A 16,109-nucleotide genomic window follows, 5' to 3' on the forward strand; every position below is an offset into this window, starting at 1 on the left:
GACCAGCAGCCCGGACGGGTCACCGCAGGGCCCGCTGGACCAGCCGGCGCGACCACACCAGGCCGGCCGCCTCGAGCGCCACCCCGACGACGAGCAGCACCTGCCCCGTCCCGGTGGTCGTGAGGACGCGCCACGGATCGGCGCCCACCCCGCTGCCCATGAGCAGGCCGAGCAGCGGGAGGCCGGCCAGCACCGCGGCGCTCGCCCTCGGGCCCGCCGTCGCGGCACGCAGCTCCGCCCGGTGCCGCACCCGGGCCCGCAGGTCGTCCTCGACCGCGGTCGCCACGGCGGCCAGCGAGCACCCGGTGCGGGTGCTGAGGCGCGTGGCCGCAGCCACCCTGCCGAGGGCAGCGCCCACCTCCCCGGCCGCCTCCGCCGGGGGTGCGTCCGGTGTGCGCACCGCCCGGGCCAGGAGCCGGCCGGCACCGTCGTCACCCGAGGCGTGCCCGGCCGCCACCGCAGCATCGTCCAGCGAGCGGCCGCTGCGCAGCTCGGCCGCCAGCGCACCGAGCCCGTCCGCCAGCCCGCCTAGGGTGGTCTCGACCCGCGCCTCGGCCCGGTGCGCGGCGTGCGCGCGGGCACCGGCTGCGGCCGCGGCGCCGGCCAGGACGGCGACGAGCGGCGTGCTCAGCACCGCGCCGGCCGCGGCCGCCAGCACTGCGGCCATCACCGGCGGAGAGCCGGCGATCCCGCCGCGGGCGGACGGGGCGACCTCCTCTGCCGCGTCCGGGAGCCGGTCCGTCGCCCGGCGGCCCGGCCACAGCAGCAGCGCGGCGGCACCGAGCAGCAGCACGCTCACGGTCCGGCCGACCCGTCCAGGAGCGCCCGGAGCCGGTCACCCGCCGGGCACGGCCCGCCGTCGGCGCGCCAGCCGGGCTCGACGACCACCCACTCACCGGCCCGGCGGAGCACGCCCAGCTCGTCCACCCGGCGGCCCTCCGACGTCCGGCGCAGGTGCACGACGACGTGCAGGGCGGCCGCCGTCAGGCTGTGCACGGCGGAGCGGTCCAGCCCCGCCGCCACGCCCAGCGCCTCCAGCCGCGCCGGCACCTCGGCCGGACGGTTGGCGTGCAGGGTGCCGCACCCGCCGTCGTGGCCGGTGTTCAGAGCGGCCAGCAGATCGCCCACCTCCGCCCCGCGCACCTCGCCCACCACCAACCGGTCGGGCCGCATCCGCAGCGCCTGGCGCACCAGGTCGCGGAGGGTCACCTGCCCGACCCCTTCCACGTTGGGTGGGCGGGTGAGCAGGGAGACGACGTGCGGGTGCGCCGGCGCGAGCTCCGCGGCGTCCTCGCAGGTCAGCACCCGCTCGTCCGGACCGACCTCGCCGAGCAGCGCGGACAGCACCGTCGTCTTGCCCGATCCGGTGCCACCGGTCACCAGGAACGCCCGGCGGCGCCGCACCAGCGCGCGGAGCAGCGCGGGGCTCTCGCCGGGCAGCGCGCCGAGCGCCTCGAGGTCGGCCAGGCTCCGGCTGCACCGCCGCAGCACCCGCAGCGACAGGCAGGTGCGGCCGGCCACCGGCGCGAGCACCGCGTGCAGGCGGGTGCCGTCGGGCAGGCCGACGTCCACCCACGGCGCGGCGTCGTCCAGGCGCCGTCCGGCCGCCCCGGCCAGCCGCACGGCGAGCCGGCGGACCGCGTCGTCGTCGGGAAAGCCCACCCCGGTGAGCTCCAGCCCCGCCCCGCGGTCGATCCAGACGCGGTCCGGAGCGGCGACCAGCACGTCGGTCACGCCGGGCAGCCGGAGCAGCGGCTCGAGGGGACCGGCACCGGCCAGCTCGTCGACCGCGTCGCGCACCGCCCGCAGCACGTCGTCGTCGCCGAGCAGCCCGCCGCTCTCCTGACGGACGACGGCGGCGACGTCGGCCTGCGTCGGCAGACCCGGCTCCAGCGCCAGCCGGGAGCGGACCCGGTCCAGCAGGCTCGCGGTCATGCGGCCGCCTCCCGCACCCGGGCCAGCGCGCGCCGCGCCACACCGCCGAGAGGCGTGCGCGGGGCGACGGCCGGCAGCTCGCCGCGCTCGCTGCGGGGCACGGCGCTGCGGTCGTGCGGCAGCTCGGCCAGCACCGGTCGACCGACCACGTCCGCCACCTCGTCCGGAGCGAGACCACCCGGCACGGGACGGACCACGAGCTGCGCGGCCGACCACGGCGAGCCCGCTCCCGAGACCAGCAGCCGCGCCGCGGTGGCCGCACGCAGCCGGGCCGGGACCACGAGCAGCGCGAGATCGGCCTCGGCGAGCACCGCCTGCGTCGGGGAGCAGAACCCCTCCGCCCCCGGGCGCGGCAGGTCCACCACCACCGGCACGCCCTCGGAGCGGGCGGCCTCGACCACCGCCCGGACCGCCTCCTCCGGCAGCTCGGGTCGCGCCGACCGTGCCGCGGCGAGGACGTGCACCCCGGCCACCTCCGGCAGGCAGGCCCGGAGCGCGTCGCCGGAGACGCGGCCGCGCAGCCCGGTCAGCTCCGGCCACCGCAGCCCGTCGACCCGTTCGGCGCCGAGCAGCAGGTCGAGCCCGGCACCCCAGCCGTCGACGTCGACCAGGACGACGCCGGGAGCCGCGGCGACGGCCAGCGCGGCCGCGAGCGTGCTCGCCCCGGCGCCCCCGCACCCGCCGCCGACGGCCAGCAGCCAGCCGCGGTCGACCGGCGTACGGACCGCCGCGGCGGCACGGGACAGCAGCCAGGCCTCGTCGGCGGGCAGCAGCGCGACCCGCTCGGCGCCCACCTCGACCGCCGCTGCCCACTCCGCTGCGGGCAGTTCGGTGCGGGCGACGACCACCACACCCGGCCGCCGGCCGAGCCCCCGGACCGCCGCCGTCCCGAGCACGTCGGCGCCGAGCAGCACCAGGGGCGCGGCGCGGTGTGCCCGCCGCAGCGGTGGGCCGCCGACGGCGATCTCGGGCTCGGCGCCGGCGGCGGCCAGCAGGCGCAGCACGTCGTCGAGGAGGTCCTCGTCGCGGCTCACGACCAGGGGACGGAGGGACGGGTCGGGCAGGACCGGGGTGGCGGGCACGGGTGACAGCTCACCGGCGGGTGGGCGAACAGTGCCAGATCCGCGGCCGAACTGTGGATGACTCCTTCGGGTGTGGACGGCGTGCGCGTCCTGTCCTCCCCGTCAGGGCCTACTACCGTCATGCCTCGTGACCCGCGCCGCGGCGTTCTTCGATCTGGACAAGACGATCATCGCCAAGTCCAGCACCCTGGCCTTCGGCCGCCCGTTCTTCCAGGGCGGGCTGATCAACCGGCGGACGGTCCTCAAGACCGCCTACGCCCAGTTCGTCTTCTCCCTCGCCGGCGCCGACGCCCAGCAGATGGAGCGGCTCCGTGCGCAGATGACCGCCATGGTCACGGGCTGGGACGCCGCCACGGTGCACGAGATCGTCCGCGAGACGCTGCACGAGGTCGTGGACCCGCTGGTCTACGCCGAGGCGGCCGACCTCATCGAGGAGCACCGGGCCGCCGGCCGGGAGATCGTCATCGTCTCCAGCAGCGGAGCGGAGATGGTCGGGCCCATCGGCGAGATGCTGGGCGCCGACCGGGTGGTCGCCACCCGGATGGTGGTCGAGGACGGCCGCTACACGGGCGAGATCGACTTCTACGCCTACGCGGACAACAAGGCGGCCGCGATGCGCGAGGTGGCCGCCGAGGGCGGCTACGACCTCGCCGACTGCTACGCCTACAGCGACTCGGTGACCGACCTGCCCATGCTGACGGCGGTCGGGCACCCCACGGCCGTCAACCCCGACCGCGGCCTGCGCAAGGCGGCGCTGCAGCACGGCTGGCCGGTGCTGCGCTTCGAGCGACCGGTGAGCATGCGGGCCCGGTTCTCCGTGCCGACGGCGCCCGTGGTCACCGGCGCGGCGGCCATGGGCGTGGGCGCCGCCGTGGTCGGCCTGGCCTGGTACGCCCGGTACCGGTCGGCCCGTCCGGTCCTCCCGGACACCTCGGGGCCGATGTCGGGACGACGGCGCCGCCGCGGGGCCTGACCCTCCGCCTCGGCGAGGCTCCGGCCGACGCGCCGTCGATTCGTCCATCCTGCGGTCGTGCTCACCGCGGTCCTCGCCTGGCTCGCGGCCCTGGCCGTGTGCGCCGCCGCGGTGCTCCTCGGGCAGTCCGTGCGGACCGCACCGCGTCGCCGGCGTCGTCGCCGGGCCGCGCGGATCGGCCTGTTCCTCTCGCTGTCCGGCCCGTGGCTGTCGGTGCTGGCGGGACTGGGCTACGGCGCGCTGACCGGCGCGTGGACACCCGCCGCGGCCGGCTGCGCGTTCGCGGCGACCGCCGTCGCGCTGACGGGGCTGGTGCTCGCGCCGCGCTGATCGGCGGCGAGCGCTCAGCCGCGGAGCAGGCTCTCGCAGATGGCCAGGCCCTCCAGGGCGCCGTGCTCGGTGGCCTGGCAGCAGTGCACCAGCCAGCGCGCCACGCCCGCCGGATCACCGGAGGCGTAGCCGGCCAGCGCCTCGGCGTAGGCGGCCGCGCCCAGCTCGACGAAGCCGACCTCGGGCACCGAGCACGCCTTCGGGTCCAGCCCGCGGGCGATGCCGGTCAGCCGGCCGGCGGCGCGGGCGACCAGTCCGTCGGCCACCCCGAAGGGCGCCATGGCCGCGATCTCACCGTGCACGAGCGCGGCGACGATCACGGCGGGCGCGGAGGTGGTCGCGGTCACCAGCGAGAACAGCCCCGTGAGCCGCGGCCCGGCGTGCGGCGCCGGCCGGCCGAGGTCGGCGGTGTCGACCCGGTCGCTGGCGGCCAGGACGTGCAGGCGGGCCAGCACCTGACCGGGCGCCTTGGGCCAGGTCTCCAGCATGCCGCCCAGACCCGCGGACACCCGGAGCGCGCCCTGGACGACCGGGTCCTCGACGGCACCGGCCCGGAGCTCGGCCAGGGGCACGTCCACGCCCTCGAGGGCGGCGGAGGCCCGGGCTCCCCGCAGCGCGGACTCGGTGCTCACCCCGGCGGACTCGCGGCGGAGCACCTTGTGGCTGAGCAGCCGGTCGACGCCCGCGCGCGCGGCGTCGGCGGCGACCCGGACGCCGGGCAGGTCGAGCAGCGGCGCCAGCTGGTCCGGTGCGGCCGGCCGATCCGTGGAGCGGGCGGCGCCGGGACGGACGGGGATGCTCACGTGCTCTCCTCGCTGCGCCTGTCGGTGCGGCCGACCGGCGCTGCTGTGCTGATGCGTTCCGGCCCTCGCTGATGAGCCGTCGGGACGACGGTACGAGGCACGTTCCCCGGGGCGGCGCCCACCTGGCTACGCTCGCTCCCACCATGGCCCGCCCGCTGACGCTGCTGCTCGTCCGCCACGGGCAGAGCGAGTGGAACGCCGCCGGCCTGATGCAGGGGCAGACACCGCACGTGCCGCTCACCGCGCTCGGTCGCAGCCAGGCCGAGGAGGCCGCGAGCGAACTCGCCGGCCTCTCCCCCGGCGCGCTGATCAGCAGCGATCTGGTGCGCGCGGTCCAGACCGCCGAGGCGTGCTCCCGCGCGACGGGCCTGCCGATCGTCACCACGCCGGCACTGCGCGAGCAGGGCTACGGAGTGCTGGAGGGCCGCCCGTCCCGGGAGCTGTGGGACGTCGTCGACTGGTCCGACGCGCAGTGGTCGGCCGAGGGCGGCGAGAGCCTGGCCGAGTTGCACGGCCGGGTCGCGGCCTACCTCAAGGACCTCTGCGCCGAGCCGCCGGCCGACGTGATCGCCCTGGTCACCCACGGGGACACGATCCGTGCGATCCAGGCCGTCGTCGCGGATCTGGGGCCGGACGCCATGCCGGCCGTCACGCCGCACAACGGCAGCATCACCCGGGTGGAGTTCTGCCCGTGACCTCGGCGGACCGGGCCCGGTCCGTGCGCGGTACCGAGGAGCGGCTCCGATGAGGCTCACCGGCCCGTGGGAGTCGGTCGCGCTGCTCACCGCCCTGCCCGTCCCGGCCCGGGCGGCGACCTCCACCCGCGGCGTGCTGCCGTGGGCGCCGGTGGTCGGCCTGCTGCTCGGCGGGGTCGCGGCCGCGGGAGCCGAGGCCGGCTCCCGCGTCGTCTCCCCCCTCACCGGCGCGGTGCTCGGCGTCGCTGCCCTCGCGCTGCTCACGCGGGGCCTGCACCTCGACGGGCTGGCCGACACCGCCGACGGCCTCGGCCCGCTGCGCGGCCGGGAACGCGCGCTCCAGGTGATGCACCAGAGCGACGTCGGCCCGTTCGGCGTCGTCACGCTGGTGCTCACCCTGCTGCTGCAGGTCGCCTGCCTGACCGCGCTGCTGCAGGAGGACGGCGGCTGGCTGGCCCTGTGGGCAGCGGTCGTGGGGGCCCGACTGGTCATGGGGCGCACCGGACTGCCCGGCGTCGCGGTCGCCGAGGGGTCGTCCCTGGGCCGCACGGTCGCCGGCACGGTCTCGCGCGCCTGGCTCGCCGGTGCGGCGGCCCTGACCGTGCTCGCCGCGGCGGGCGCCGGAACGGCGCTGCGCGGCCCGGAGCATGCCGCGGTGCTGGTCGGCGCCCTCGCCGCCGGCGCGGTCGCGGCCGAGCTGCTGCACCGTCGGGCGCACCGCCGGCTCGGCGGTACCACCGGCGACGTCATGGGCGCGATGGCGGAGGTGGCGACGGCGGCGACCCTGCTGGTCGCCGCCGCCCTCTGGTAGCCGGGCACTCGAGCCCGGCCAGGAACTCAGCGGCGCCGGAGCAGCCCGCCCACCAGGGAGCCCAGCCCACCCGACGCCGCCGGCGCTCCGGCGCGGCCACGACGCATTCCGCGACCCCCGACCGCGCCGCGGCCGGTGGAGCGACCCATCCCGCGCGCCGGTCGCGCTGTCCCGCGGCCTCCGCGAGCCGTGCCGCGCGCCGCGCCTTCTGCCGTTCCCATCAGTCGTCCGAGGATGCTCATGGACGCTGGGTGCCCGGTCCGACCGGGCCCGACCCACCTCACCGGGTTGCACGCGGCGTGGCGTGACAGCGCGTCGAGGAGCACGGACCAACCAACCGGCCTCAGCCGGCGCCGAGGGCGTCGGCCATCCGGTGGTGCGACATGGCCTCGGCGTGCCGGCTCTGCCGCTCCAGCGTGCGGGCCAGCGCGCGACGGGCCCACCCGTTCGCGGGGGCGAGCACCACCAGGCGGGTCAGCGCGCCCTCCGCCCGGGTCAGCTGGGCGGAGCCGAAGTACGCCCGCGCCAGCGCCTCGAGCGCGGCCTGGTTGTCCGGCTCGGCGTCGACGACCGGCTCCAGGATCCGCGCCGCCTCGTCGGGCCGGCCCATGGTCAGGAACAGGTCGGCGCGGAGGAACTCCGAGTGCAGGTCGATCTCGAACGGCTCGTTCACGTATCCCTCAACGTGCGGGGCGCGCTCGGGCTTCCCGGCCGCCGGGCGCTCGGGCGGCTCGCGCGACGCGCCGGACGAGCGCATCCACGGCGCCGAGGACGGGGGAAGAGCGGGCATCCCTCCCCCGACCGAGGAGCTCGCCATGCAGCTTCGCCACCTCCCCTCCCTGCGGACGGCCGGCGCCGCGTCCCGGGCCCGCACCGCGGACGACGACGGCCGCGGCCACGACCCGCGGGTCTTCGCCGTCCAGCGCGCGGGCGCACTCGCCGTCGCGGCGGTGATCCTGGTCTTCGGCCTGCTCGGGTTCGCCGGGGGGCTGGACTTCTTCTCGACCGACGGCCAGCCGATCCTGGGGATGTCGTCCAACGGTCTGCTCTCGACGGTCTCGGTGCTCACCGCCGGGGTGCTCGTGCTCGCCGCGCTGCGCAGCCCGCGGACCGCCTCGACGCTGATGATCGTCGTCGGCATCGCGTTCCTCCTCGCCGGCCTGGGCAGCCTGGCGGTGCTGCGGACCGACGCCAACCTCCTGGCCTTCGAGATCGAGAACGTGATCTTCTCCGAGGTCACCGGCCTGGTCCTGCTGCTGCTGGGCGCCTACGGCCGGGTGAGCGGCAACCTGCCGGCCGACAGCCCGTACGCCCGGCCCCGGATGGCGGACGACGACGGCCCGGAGTCGGTGCCCTCCACGCCCGCCGAGTTCGCCGCCGAGCGGGCCATGCGCGAGGCCGAGGTCGCGGTCGTCAACCACACCGCGACGGCCGACCAGCTCCGTCGCGTCGAGGCCATGGCCCGCGTGCACACCCGGGGGGACCGGCGCCGGGTCTGGATGCAGTTCGACTGAGCGTCAGTCGTCGTCGGGCTCGGGGAACCGGGCGCCGGCGGCGAGCTGCGCACCGGCGTCCACCACCGCCCGTCGGCCGACCAGCGTGATCTCTCCGTCGCCACCGACGGTGGCCGACTCCCCGATCTCGACCCGGTCGTCCAGCACCGCCCGGGTGACCGTGGCCCCGGCCCGGACGTGGGCGCCGGGCAGCAGCACCGAGTCCACGACGGTCGCTCCGCGCTCGATGACCACGCCCGGGGACAGCACCGACCCGCGGACCTCCCCGCCCACCCGGGTCCCGCCGGAGACGAGGCTGTCCTCGACCACCGCACCGCGCAGCAGGCGCGCGGCGCTGTGCCGGCCGCCCCGCGTGCGGATCGCCCACGAGGGATCGTCGAGATCCAGCGGCGGCTCCTCCTGGATGAACTCGCGGTGCGCCTCCCAGTAGGCGGGGATCGTGCCCACGTCGCGCCAGTAGCCCTCCAGCGGGAAGGCCCGGGCCAGTCCGTCGTCGGTCTGTGCGGGGAGCAGCTGGGAACCGAGGTCCTCCAGCCCGTCCTCCCCCGCGTCCCGGGCCAGCGCCTCCAGCCGGTCCAGCGTCTCCGTCGGCGAGAAGACGAACACCTCGTTGGTCGCCGTCGTCGTCGCCGGTTCGTCGGGCTTGTAGGCGTATCCGGTGACCCGGCCGCCGTTGCCCACCTCGACGATGCCGTAGCGAGGGGCGTCGTCGGCGGCGACCTCGGTCGTCACCATCGTCACCTCTGCGCCCGAGCCCAGGTGGGCGTCGGCCACCTCGCGGTAGTCGAGCTTGTAGACGGCGTCGGAGCTGGCGACGACCAGCGCGTCGGGCGCGAACGCCCGGATCAGGTCGGCCTGGCGCCACAGCGAGTCGGCCGTGCCGGTGTTCCACCCGCCGCGATCGGTGCCCTGGAACGGCGGCAGGGTCAGCAGCCCGCCCGTGCTGCGGTCGAGGTCCCACGGGCGGCCGTTCGCCAGGTGCTGCGAGATCGAGGTCGGGTGGAACTGGATCGAGACCCAGACGTCGGCGATGCCGGAGTGCAGGCAGTTGCTCAGCGGGAAGTCGATCAGCCGGTAGACCCCGGCGAACGGAACGGCCGGCTTGGCCCGCCGGTCGGTCAGCAGCTCGAGCCGCCCACCCGCGCCTCCGGCCAGGACGAGGACGAGGATGCGGGGAAGCGCCATGCCCGGCCTCTACCCGGCCCGGCGCCGCCGCGACACGCTCTCCCGGGAATCAGATCCACGGCGCGCGGCTTCCTGGCTGTCGTGCCCGTGTCCCGCCGTCTGCCGAGGACCGCCGCCTTCTGGTCGGTCGCCGTGCTCCTGGTCCTGATGCTGGCCGCCTCGGGCGTGCCGTCACCGCTCTACCGCGTCTACCAGGAGGAGTTCGGCTTCGGCTCCGGCGTGCTGACGACGATCTTCGGCATCTACGCCTTCGCCCTGCTCCTCTCGCTGCTGGTCGTGGGCGGTCTCTCCGACCACGTGGGGCGCCGGCCGGTGCTGATCGCGGCGTTCCTGCTCGAGGCCGTGGCGATGGCGCTGTTCCTGGCCGCCGACGGGGTGGGCTGGCTGCTGGCCGCGCGCGTGGTCCAGGGGCTGGCGACCGGCGCCCTGACCAGCACGCTCGGCGCCTCGCTGCTGGACCTGCAGCACCCGGACCGGCCGCACGGCGCGTTCATCAACAGCGCCTCCCCCGGCCTCGGTCTCTCGATCGGCGCGGCCGGAGCGGGCCTGCTCGTCCAGTCGATCGCCTCCCCCGCCGAGTGGGCGTTCGGCGTGCTCGCCGTCGTCTTCGTGTTCGCGGCCCTGGGCGCCCTCCTGCTGCCGGAGAGCTCGCCCCGGCTGCCCGGCGCGGCGGCGTCCCTGCGTCCCCGGGTGCACGTGCCGCCGGCGCACCGCCGGGCCTTCGTCGTCGCCGTGCCGCTGCTGGTCGCCTGCTGGTCGCTCGGCGGGCTGTACGCCTCGCTCGGCCCGTCCCTGGTCGCCGACGTCTTCGGCATCGACAACCACCTGGTCGGCGGGCTGTTGATCCTCGCCCTCAACGGCACCGGCGTCCTCGGCTCGCTGGCGCTGCGCACCGCGGCGCCGGAGCGGGCGATGGTCCTCGGCGCGCTGGTGGTGGCGGCCGGGGTCACCGGCACCCTCGGCGCGCTCCTCGCCACCTCCGCCCCGCTGCTGTTCGCCTCAGCGGTGGTCACCGGGTTCGGCTTCGGCGCCGCGTTCCTCGGCGCGGTCGCCACGATCACGCTCGGCGTCGACTCCGGGCACCGGGCCGGCCTGCTGGCCGCCGTCTTCGTCGTCGGGTACCTGGCGTTCAGCCTGCCGGCGATCGCGGCCGGCATCTCCGCCAACGGGGTCGGCCTGACGCGCACCACCGAGGTCTACGGCGTCACCGTCGTCGTCCTCGCGCTACTGGCCGTCGTCGCCATGCTTCGGGCCCGGCGCACGGCCGGGTCGATCGCCGCCGTCCCGGCTCCGGTGGACGAGACCGCCGACCGGCTCGCCCCGGCTCAGCTGCCCGGGTAGGGGTTCGCCTTCAGCACGCGGGCCAGGTGCGCGGCGTTCTCCGCCAGCGTGGCCGTGGTCGACGCGACCGCCTCCGGCGTCTCGTCGAGGTCCAGGTAGTCCCGGCTGCCCATGGCCTCGTCGTTCCAGTAGGTCCCGCCCTGCGAGGGGATGGTGAAGCCGATGTCGTCGAGGCCCTGGAAGAGGTCGGCGGTGATCTTGTGGGCGCCGTCCTCGTTGCCGACGACGGCGGTGACCGCCACCTTGCCGGCGACCAGCGGGCGGCCGGAGTCGTCGGTCTCGGACAGCTCGCCGTCCAGGCGCTCCAGCACCCGCTGGGCGACGCTGCTCATGTGCCCGACCCAGGTGGGCGTCGAGACGATCAGGATGTCGGCGGCCATCAGCTGCTCGCGGATCCCCGGCCAGGCGTCGCCCTCGCCCAGGTCGATCTCGACGCCGGGCTTCACGTCGTGGTCGACGACGCGGACGACGTCGCCGGTCACCCCGTGCTTCCCCAGCTGCTCGAGGATCTGGCGGGCCATGAGGTCACTGCTGGAGGGCGCCGGCGAGGGCTTGAGGCTGCACACCAGGGCGAGGGCGCGGAGGGGCTGGGCGGAGGAGGCGGTGTCGGTCATGCACGGTCAGATGCCCCGCGACCCACCGCCGTCACACCTCAGCGGCGGACTGCGTCGACGAAGCCCCGCACCCGTTCCCGCAGCTCCGCGGCGCGCTCGGCGACGACCTCCGCGGGGTTCCGATCCTGCAGCCACGGCGGGATGTCGGTCCTGACGCGTTCCGCACACCCGAGATCGGCGCAGATGTACGTACCCAGGGTGTTGCCGTTGCGCCCGGCCGCACCCGTCCGCCTCGCCGTGAACAGCGAGACGGCGTCCGCGCTCCGGGCCGTCTGGCACAGCAGGCACATCGCCGTCGTCTGCGGCGACATCCGCGACTCGGCGGCACGGACGGCGAGGCCGACGGCTCCGTCGGCGGTCTCGACGACGAGGTAGCCGCGCAGCGGCGCCTTCGGGTCCCGCCAGCCGAGCAGTTCGAGACCGGCCCAGTCGAGGTCGGCGAAGTCCTTCGGCAGCGCCAGCCCCTTGGCCTCACCCTGCGAGCAGTTGACGAACGAGCGGCGGACCTGCTGCTCGGTGAGGGCGTGCACGGATCGATCTCCTTGCGTGGGGGGAACGGCCATCGTGCCGCACGACGGCGCCGAACTCACCCGGTTTTCGCCGTCCTCAGGCGGGCAGGTCGCCGCCCGGGCCGGCCGCCTCGGCGAGCAGCCGCTCGCGGTGCTCCTCGGGCAGCAGGTCGACGTACACCGTGCCGTTCAGGTGGTCGACCTCGTGCTGGAGGCAGCGCGCGGCCATGCCGGTCGCCTCGATCCGCACCGGGCCGCCGTGCACGTCGACGCCGTCGACCCGGGCGCGGAAGGCACGCGGCAGCTCGGCGTAGGGGCCGGGCACCGACAGGCAGCCCTCCTCGGTGACCTCCTCGGCGGGCTCGCCGTCGGCGGGGTCGAGGATCGTCAGCGTCGGGTTGACGACGTAGCCGACCACGTCCTCGCCCTCGGCGTCCGGGCAGTCGATGACGAAGATCCGCGCGTCGACGCCGATCTGGTTGGCCGCCAGCCCCACGCCGTCGGCCGCCTCCATGGAGGCGAACATGTCCAGCACCAGGTGGCGCAGCTCCCGGTCGAACTCGGTCACCGGGGCGCAGGAGCGGTGCAGGACCGGGTTGCTGCCGTAGGTGACGATGGGGCGGGCGACGCCGTCGTAACGGCCGGGCAGGCGCATGACGACGAATCCTAGGGACGTCGGCCCGCTGTACCGACACCCTCCGGTGCCCGCGCTCCGCGCAGGGGTGCCTCCGCAGCGGAGTCGACGGCGTCGGGGAGGATGCGGACGCCGCACGAGCCGCCGGTCCCTGCCGTCGGCCGGGCGGGCCGAGGAGGGAGCACCCGGTGTTCTACGTCATCGCCCGGTTCGTCATCCGCCCGCTGCTGTGGGTGCTGCTGCGGCCCCGCGTGACCGGCAGGGAGAACGTGCCGCTCACCGGGCCGGTGATCCTGGCCAGCAACCACCTGTCCTTCATCGACAGCATCGTGATCCCGATCGTGGCGCCACGCAGGGTCGCGTTGCTGGCCAAGGCCGAGTACTTCACCGGCAGCGGGATCTCCGGCTGGTTCACCCGGGCGCTGTTCACCGCCCTGGGTGCGCACCCCGTCGAGCGGGAGACCCACCGGGCCGCGCAGGCCGCGCTCGACACGGCGCTGGGCGTGCTGCAGAGCGGGCTGGCGTTCGGCCTCTACCCCGAGGGCACCCGCTCGCGGGACGGCCGGCTGGCCCGCGGCAAGACCGGCGTGGCCTGGCTGGCGCTGACCGCCGACTGCCCGGTCGTCCCCGTCGCCGTCTCCGGCACCGACCGCGTGCAGCCCGTCGGCGCCCGCTGGCCGCGGCCGCGCCGGGTGTCGGTGACCTTCGGGGAGCCGCTCACCTTCCCCGAGCACCGGGGACTGGCCGGGAAGGGCAAGGCCCGGCGGGAGGTCACCGACGTGATCATGGAGCGGATCGCCGCGCTGTCCGGCCAGGAGAAGGACGGCTGGGGCACTCCTCCGGGAGCGGCCGCCTGACCGGCGCGGTCAGGCCGCCAGGCGCGCCCGGAGGTCGTCGGGCCACGCCGTCGACGCGCCGTCGCTGAGGCAGACGTAGGTCGTGCGCACGGTGCAGCACAGCCGCTCGCCGACGCGGATCTCGAACCGCACGGTCAGGCTGGTCCGGCCGAGCTTCTCCAGCGCGGCGTCGACGGTCACGGTGTCGCCGTGCCGCGCCGAGGAGCGCCACTCCAGGGTGCTCGCGACGACGACGTACTGATGGCCGCGGTAGGCCGACCAGTCGATGCCCTGCTCGACCCACCACGGGGTCAGCGCCTCGTCGGCCCAGACCAGGTAGTGGGCGTTGAAGACGATGCCCTGCATGTCGCACTCGGCGAACCGGACGGGGGCACTCCACACCTGGGACACGAGGCGCCACGCTAACGGGGCCGACCGATACCGTCCTCGCGTGGATCCTGTCGCCGCACCTGCCGCCCCGCCCGCCGAGCCCGCTGATCGTGCGGTGCTCGCCGGGTACCGCACCCCGGGCGGGCTCGTGCTGGACAAGGTGATCGACCACCTCGATCCGCACTGCCGCGAGTTCATCGCGCACTCGCCCTTCGCCACGCTGGCCACCGCGGATCCGGAGGGCTGGCCGGAGATCTCCCCCCGCGGCGGCGACCGGGGCTTCGTGCACGTGCTCGACGAGCACCGCCTCGCGCTGCCCGACCGTCCCGGCAACAACCGCGTGGACAGCCTGCGCAACCTCACGGTGAACCCGAGGGCGGCGTTGATGTTCTTCGTCCCCGGTGTCGACCAGACGCTGCGCGTCTACGGGACGACGGCGCTGCTCCGGCCCGAGGAGCTCGACGTCGACCTCACCGAGTTCGACCGGGCGCCGCTGTCGGTACTGGTGATGACCGTGCGCCGCGCCTTCTTCCAGTGCCCCAAGTCGGTCATGCGCTCGGGGCTGTGGGATCCCGAGCAGCGGGTGGCGCCCACGACGCTGACCCCGTTCGGCCGGGTGATCAAGGACCACTGCGCGCTCGAGGCGGACCTCCCCGACGACGCGACCATCTGGGCGGACCTGGCGCAGGAGCTGTAGGACGGCCCTGGAACGGCAGGAGGACGGCCGCCGATGTCGTCGGTGGGGTGTCCTAGCGTCCCCGCATGACATTCGATCTCCAGGTCGTCGTCGATTCGAACGCTCCGCACGAGCTCGCCGACTGGTGGGCCGAGGCGCTGGGGTGGCAGGTGGAACCCCAGGACGAGGCGTTCATCACCCGCATGGTGCAGGCCGGCGCCGCGAGCGAGGCCGACACGATGCGCCACCGCGGTGCGCTGGTCTGGGCGCTGGGCGCGGCCATCACCTCACCGGACCCGGGGCGGCCGCGGGTGCTCTTCCAGCGGGTCCCGGAGCCGAAGACGGTCAAGAACCGGGTGCACCTCGACGTGCGCGTGGGGCCCGGGCGGCGGGAGGCCGAGATCGCCCGGCTGGTCGCGCTCGGCGCGACGGAGCTCTGGCGGGAGTCGCAGGGGCCGATGGAGTGGGCGACGCTGGCCGATCCCCAGGGCAACGAGTTCTGCGTCGCCTGACGGTTCAGTGCTCGGGCAGGTCGCGCTGCAGCCGGCGGTCGGCCACCGCCCGCTCCGCGAGCACGCGGGCGCGCTGGACCCGGCGTCTGCGACCGCCGTCCCGGTGGCGCGCGTCCTCGACGAGCTGGAGGGCGGCGAGCACGCTCGCCTGCACCTCTCCTGCGCGGGGGACGGCGGGCCGAGCCGGCTCTGCCGACGTCATGGGGATCCCTCTTCTCCCGGGACCCCGGCCACGAACGCACGCCACGACCGACCCCGTGTGGTGCCTGATTCCCACCGATCGAGTTCCCTAACCACTCGGTGACCAGATGGTGCCCATGAGTCACACGGGACACCTGGGGCGGCCGCGCGGCCGGGTGCCCGTAGCGTGCGGGCATGGCAGCGCAGCGGGGGTTCCGGTCGGCGGCCCGGTCGGTCCTGGCCCTCCTCCGGCGTCCCGCCCCACCGGCCGCTGGCCGTCCGGCTCCGCGGTCGGGGCCGGACGTCGAGTACCGGCCACGGGACGACGACGCCGCCGATCCCGGCGAGATCGTGTGGGCGTGGGTGCCCTACGACGAGGGCGACGGCCGCGGTAAGGACCGTCCGGTGCTGGTCATCGGGCGCCGCGGCGAGCGCCTGCTCGGGCTGATCCTCAGCAGTCAGGACCACGACCGCGACGCCACCGACGAGGCGCGCTTCGGGCGGATCTGGACCGACCTCGGCACCGGCGCCTGGGACGAGCGCGGGCGGCCCAGCGAGGTCCGCCTGGACCGGCTGCTGGAGCTCCCGCCGGACGCGGTGCGACGCGAGGGCGCGGCCCTCGACCGGGCGCGCTTCGACCGCGTCGTCGCCGACGCCCGCCGCGTGCAGGGCTGGTGAGCGGCGCCGTTCAGTCGGGGACGGCGTCGTCGGGCACGGGGTGCTGCGCGCGCGGGCGCACGGTGTAGACCCCGGCTCCGTCCGCGAGCGTCTGCAGGTCGTAGCGGTGCACGACCTTCGGCCCGCCGTGCAGGTGCACGTGCGTCACCGTGGGCAGGGGCTCGCCGTGGCAGGCCCTGCGGATCTCGACGCGGCCGTCCAACGGGCCGCCGACGAACAACAGCACGGCGTCGTCGTCGGCCGGCTCGGCCCCGGTTCCAGCGTCCTCGGACAGTTCGGCACTCCCTCGCTCGTTCCGCGACCAGCCAGGGTAGGCGCGGACCGCGCCGGGCGGCCAGCGTGCGCCCGACGCGCGGCCCGAGGCGGCCGGGCGGCGGTCTGCGATCCTTGACGCCGTTCCCGCGTCCCGAG

22 protein-coding genes are annotated in these 16,109 nt (G+C 76.0%); 10 read left to right on the top strand and 12 right to left on the bottom strand.

Features of this window, described 5'->3' with window-relative positions; translation table 11 throughout:
* Nucleotides 1-19 precede the first annotated feature (19 nt).
* From CRP29_RS04010 to ssd, 3 genes are read right to left on the bottom strand one after another with little or no spacing between them, the layout of a single operon-like run.
* Entirely contained in the window at nucleotides 20-799 is a 780-nt protein-coding gene (locus tag CRP29_RS04010; protein ID WP_097193706.1) for a type II secretion system F family protein, read from the bottom strand.
* Nucleotides 796-1,935 carry a TadA family conjugal transfer-associated ATPase gene (locus CRP29_RS04015; RefSeq protein ID WP_097193707.1) on the bottom strand — a complete coding sequence of 380 codons (1,140 nt, stop codon included), beginning with the start codon at nucleotides 1,933-1,935 and terminating at the stop codon, nucleotides 796-798. The genes CRP29_RS04010 and CRP29_RS04015 overlap by 4 nt, the downstream gene beginning before the upstream one ends.
* Nucleotides 1,932-3,017, bottom strand: a complete 1,086-nt coding sequence (gene ssd / locus CRP29_RS04020) for a septum site-determining protein Ssd (protein ID WP_097193708.1) — start codon at nucleotides 3,015-3,017, stop codon at nucleotides 1,932-1,934. The genes CRP29_RS04015 and ssd overlap by 4 nt, the downstream gene beginning before the upstream one ends.
* Nucleotides 3,018-3,144: 127 nt before the next feature.
* Between ssd and CRP29_RS04025 the strand changes: the two genes are divergently transcribed.
* Entirely contained in the window at nucleotides 3,145-3,990 is an 846-nt protein-coding gene (locus tag CRP29_RS04025; RefSeq protein WP_097193709.1) for an HAD family hydrolase, read from the top strand.
* A 57-nt stretch (nucleotides 3,991-4,047) separates the two neighbouring features.
* Nucleotides 4,048-4,320: a hypothetical protein gene (locus tag CRP29_RS04030; RefSeq protein WP_097193710.1), complete on the top strand. Its 273-nt coding sequence runs from the start codon at nucleotides 4,048-4,050 to the stop codon at nucleotides 4,318-4,320.
* Between the two features lie 14 nt (nucleotides 4,321-4,334).
* Here the strand turns inward: CRP29_RS04030 and CRP29_RS04035 are convergent, their stop codons facing one another.
* Nucleotides 4,335-5,123 (bottom strand): Fic family protein, encoded by a 789-nt coding sequence (locus CRP29_RS04035; protein ID WP_097193711.1) that lies wholly within the window; start codon nucleotides 5,121-5,123, stop codon nucleotides 4,335-4,337.
* A 143-nt stretch (nucleotides 5,124-5,266) separates the two neighbouring features.
* Between CRP29_RS04035 and CRP29_RS04040 the strand changes: the two genes are divergently transcribed.
* Both CRP29_RS04040 and CRP29_RS04045 read left to right on the top strand, forming a co-directional pair.
* Entirely contained in the window at nucleotides 5,267-5,818 is a 552-nt protein-coding gene (locus tag CRP29_RS04040) for a histidine phosphatase family protein (protein WP_097193712.1), read from the top strand.
* Nucleotides 5,819-5,867: 49 nt separating this feature from the next.
* Entirely contained in the window at nucleotides 5,868-6,629 is a 762-nt protein-coding gene (locus CRP29_RS04045; RefSeq protein ID WP_097193713.1) for an adenosylcobinamide-GDP ribazoletransferase, read from the top strand.
* A gap of 343 nt (nucleotides 6,630-6,972) precedes the next feature.
* On the opposite strand, the gene CRP29_RS04055 is transcribed toward CRP29_RS04045, so the two are convergent.
* Nucleotides 6,973-7,419, bottom strand: coding sequence for a tetratricopeptide repeat protein (locus CRP29_RS04055; RefSeq protein WP_245852408.1), 447 nt, complete (start codon nucleotides 7,417-7,419; stop codon nucleotides 6,973-6,975).
* Between the two features lie 25 nt (nucleotides 7,420-7,444).
* On the opposite strand from CRP29_RS04055, the gene CRP29_RS04060 reads away from it, so the two are divergent.
* Nucleotides 7,445-8,143: a DUF4383 domain-containing protein gene (locus tag CRP29_RS04060; RefSeq protein ID WP_097193716.1), complete on the top strand. Its 699-nt coding sequence runs from the start codon at nucleotides 7,445-7,447 to the stop codon at nucleotides 8,141-8,143.
* Nucleotides 8,144-8,146: 3 nt separating this feature from the next.
* On the opposite strand, the gene CRP29_RS04065 is transcribed toward CRP29_RS04060, so the two are convergent.
* On the bottom strand, nucleotides 8,147-9,328 hold the full coding sequence (locus CRP29_RS04065) for a glucose-1-phosphate adenylyltransferase family protein (protein ID WP_097193717.1): 1,182 nt from the start codon (nucleotides 9,326-9,328) through the stop codon (nucleotides 8,147-8,149).
* An 87-nt stretch (nucleotides 9,329-9,415) separates the two neighbouring features.
* On the opposite strand from CRP29_RS04065, the gene CRP29_RS04070 reads away from it, so the two are divergent.
* Nucleotides 9,416-10,669: an MFS transporter gene (locus CRP29_RS04070; protein WP_245852410.1), complete on the top strand. Its 1,254-nt coding sequence runs from the start codon at nucleotides 9,416-9,418 to the stop codon at nucleotides 10,667-10,669.
* On the opposite strand, the gene CRP29_RS04075 is transcribed toward CRP29_RS04070, so the two are convergent.
* The 3 genes from CRP29_RS04075 to def form a co-directional block, all read right to left on the bottom strand.
* Nucleotides 10,654-11,283 carry a flavodoxin family protein gene (locus tag CRP29_RS04075; protein ID WP_097193719.1) on the bottom strand — a complete coding sequence of 210 codons (630 nt, stop codon included), beginning with the start codon at nucleotides 11,281-11,283 and terminating at the stop codon, nucleotides 10,654-10,656. The two genes, CRP29_RS04070 and CRP29_RS04075, sit on opposite strands and share 16 nt — an antisense overlap.
* A 38-nt stretch (nucleotides 11,284-11,321) precedes the next feature.
* Nucleotides 11,322-11,813, bottom strand: a complete 492-nt coding sequence (locus CRP29_RS04080) for an FBP domain-containing protein (protein ID WP_097193720.1) — start codon at nucleotides 11,811-11,813, stop codon at nucleotides 11,322-11,324.
* A gap of 76 nt (nucleotides 11,814-11,889) precedes the next feature.
* On the bottom strand, nucleotides 11,890-12,447 hold the full coding sequence (def, locus tag CRP29_RS04085; protein WP_097193721.1) for a peptide deformylase: 558 nt from the start codon (nucleotides 12,445-12,447) through the stop codon (nucleotides 11,890-11,892).
* Between the two features lie 167 nt (nucleotides 12,448-12,614).
* On the opposite strand from def, the gene CRP29_RS04090 reads away from it, so the two are divergent.
* A complete protein-coding gene (locus CRP29_RS04090; RefSeq protein WP_097193722.1) occupies nucleotides 12,615-13,283 on the top strand; it encodes a lysophospholipid acyltransferase family protein in 669 nt (222 codons plus the stop codon).
* Between the two features lie 9 nt (nucleotides 13,284-13,292).
* On the opposite strand, the gene CRP29_RS04095 is transcribed toward CRP29_RS04090, so the two are convergent.
* Nucleotides 13,293-13,673 (bottom strand): acyl-CoA thioesterase, encoded by a 381-nt coding sequence (locus CRP29_RS04095; RefSeq protein WP_097194098.1) that lies wholly within the window; start codon nucleotides 13,671-13,673, stop codon nucleotides 13,293-13,295.
* Nucleotides 13,674-13,713: 40 nt separating this feature from the next.
* Between CRP29_RS04095 and CRP29_RS04100 the strand changes: the two genes are divergently transcribed.
* Both CRP29_RS04100 and CRP29_RS22575 read left to right on the top strand, forming a co-directional pair.
* A complete protein-coding gene (locus tag CRP29_RS04100; protein WP_245852412.1) occupies nucleotides 13,714-14,349 on the top strand; it encodes an MSMEG_1061 family FMN-dependent PPOX-type flavoprotein in 636 nt (211 codons plus the stop codon).
* Between the two features lie 65 nt (nucleotides 14,350-14,414).
* A complete protein-coding gene (locus CRP29_RS22575; protein ID WP_097193724.1) occupies nucleotides 14,415-14,840 on the top strand; it encodes a VOC family protein in 426 nt (141 codons plus the stop codon).
* Between the two features lie 4 nt (nucleotides 14,841-14,844).
* Here CRP29_RS22575 and CRP29_RS22375 read toward each other — a convergent pair whose 3' ends face one another.
* On the bottom strand, nucleotides 14,845-15,042 hold the full coding sequence (locus CRP29_RS22375; protein ID WP_141437039.1) for a hypothetical protein: 198 nt from the start codon (nucleotides 15,040-15,042) through the stop codon (nucleotides 14,845-14,847).
* A gap of 173 nt (nucleotides 15,043-15,215) precedes the next feature.
* Here CRP29_RS22375 and CRP29_RS04110 point away from each other — a divergent pair, with 173 nt between their 5' ends.
* Nucleotides 15,216-15,698: a type II toxin-antitoxin system PemK/MazF family toxin gene (locus CRP29_RS04110; protein ID WP_097193725.1), complete on the top strand. Its 483-nt coding sequence runs from the start codon at nucleotides 15,216-15,218 to the stop codon at nucleotides 15,696-15,698.
* Nucleotides 15,699-15,708: 10 nt separating this feature from the next.
* On the opposite strand, the gene CRP29_RS04115 is transcribed toward CRP29_RS04110, so the two are convergent.
* On the bottom strand, nucleotides 15,709-15,924 hold the full coding sequence (locus CRP29_RS04115) for a hypothetical protein (protein WP_245852414.1): 216 nt from the start codon (nucleotides 15,922-15,924) through the stop codon (nucleotides 15,709-15,711).
* Between the last annotated feature and the right edge of the window lie 185 nt (nucleotides 15,925-16,109).

It is taken from the genome of Blastococcus aggregatus, from assembly GCF_900221005.1.
Classification (GTDB): Bacteria; Actinomycetota; Actinomycetes; order Mycobacteriales; family Geodermatophilaceae; genus Blastococcus; species Blastococcus aggregatus.

What these genes read in the sequence shown, in the direction of transcription:
- CRP29_RS22575 (WP_097193724.1), top strand. Translation starts at nt 14,415, where the DNA reads ATGACATTCGATCTCCAGGTCGTCGTCGATTCGAACGCTCCGCACGAG.
- CRP29_RS04040 (WP_097193712.1), top strand. Translation starts at nt 5,267, where the DNA reads ATGGCCCGCCCGCTGACGCTGCTGCTCGTCCGCCACGGGCAGAGCGAG.
- CRP29_RS22375 (WP_141437039.1), bottom strand. Translation starts at nt 15,042, where the DNA reads ATGACGTCGGCAGAGCCGGCTCGGCCCGCCGTCCCCCGCGCAGGAGAG.
- CRP29_RS04110 (WP_097193725.1), top strand. Translation starts at nt 15,216, where the DNA reads ATGGCAGCGCAGCGGGGGTTCCGGTCGGCGGCCCGGTCGGTCCTGGCC.
- CRP29_RS04060 (WP_097193716.1), top strand. Translation starts at nt 7,445, where the DNA reads ATGCAGCTTCGCCACCTCCCCTCCCTGCGGACGGCCGGCGCCGCGTCC.
- CRP29_RS04015 (WP_097193707.1), bottom strand. Translation starts at nt 1,935, where the DNA reads ATGACCGCGAGCCTGCTGGACCGGGTCCGCTCCCGGCTGGCGCTGGAG.
- CRP29_RS04075 (WP_097193719.1), bottom strand. Translation starts at nt 11,283, where the DNA reads ATGACCGACACCGCCTCCTCCGCCCAGCCCCTCCGCGCCCTCGCCCTG.
- CRP29_RS04045 (WP_097193713.1), top strand. Translation starts at nt 5,868, where the DNA reads ATGAGGCTCACCGGCCCGTGGGAGTCGGTCGCGCTGCTCACCGCCCTG.
- CRP29_RS04065 (WP_097193717.1), bottom strand. Translation starts at nt 9,328, where the DNA reads ATGGCGCTTCCCCGCATCCTCGTCCTCGTCCTGGCCGGAGGCGCGGGT.
- CRP29_RS04055 (WP_245852408.1), bottom strand. Translation starts at nt 7,419, where the DNA reads ATGCCCGCTCTTCCCCCGTCCTCGGCGCCGTGGATGCGCTCGTCCGGC.
- def (WP_097193721.1), bottom strand. Translation starts at nt 12,447, where the DNA reads ATGCGCCTGCCCGGCCGTTACGACGGCGTCGCCCGCCCCATCGTCACC.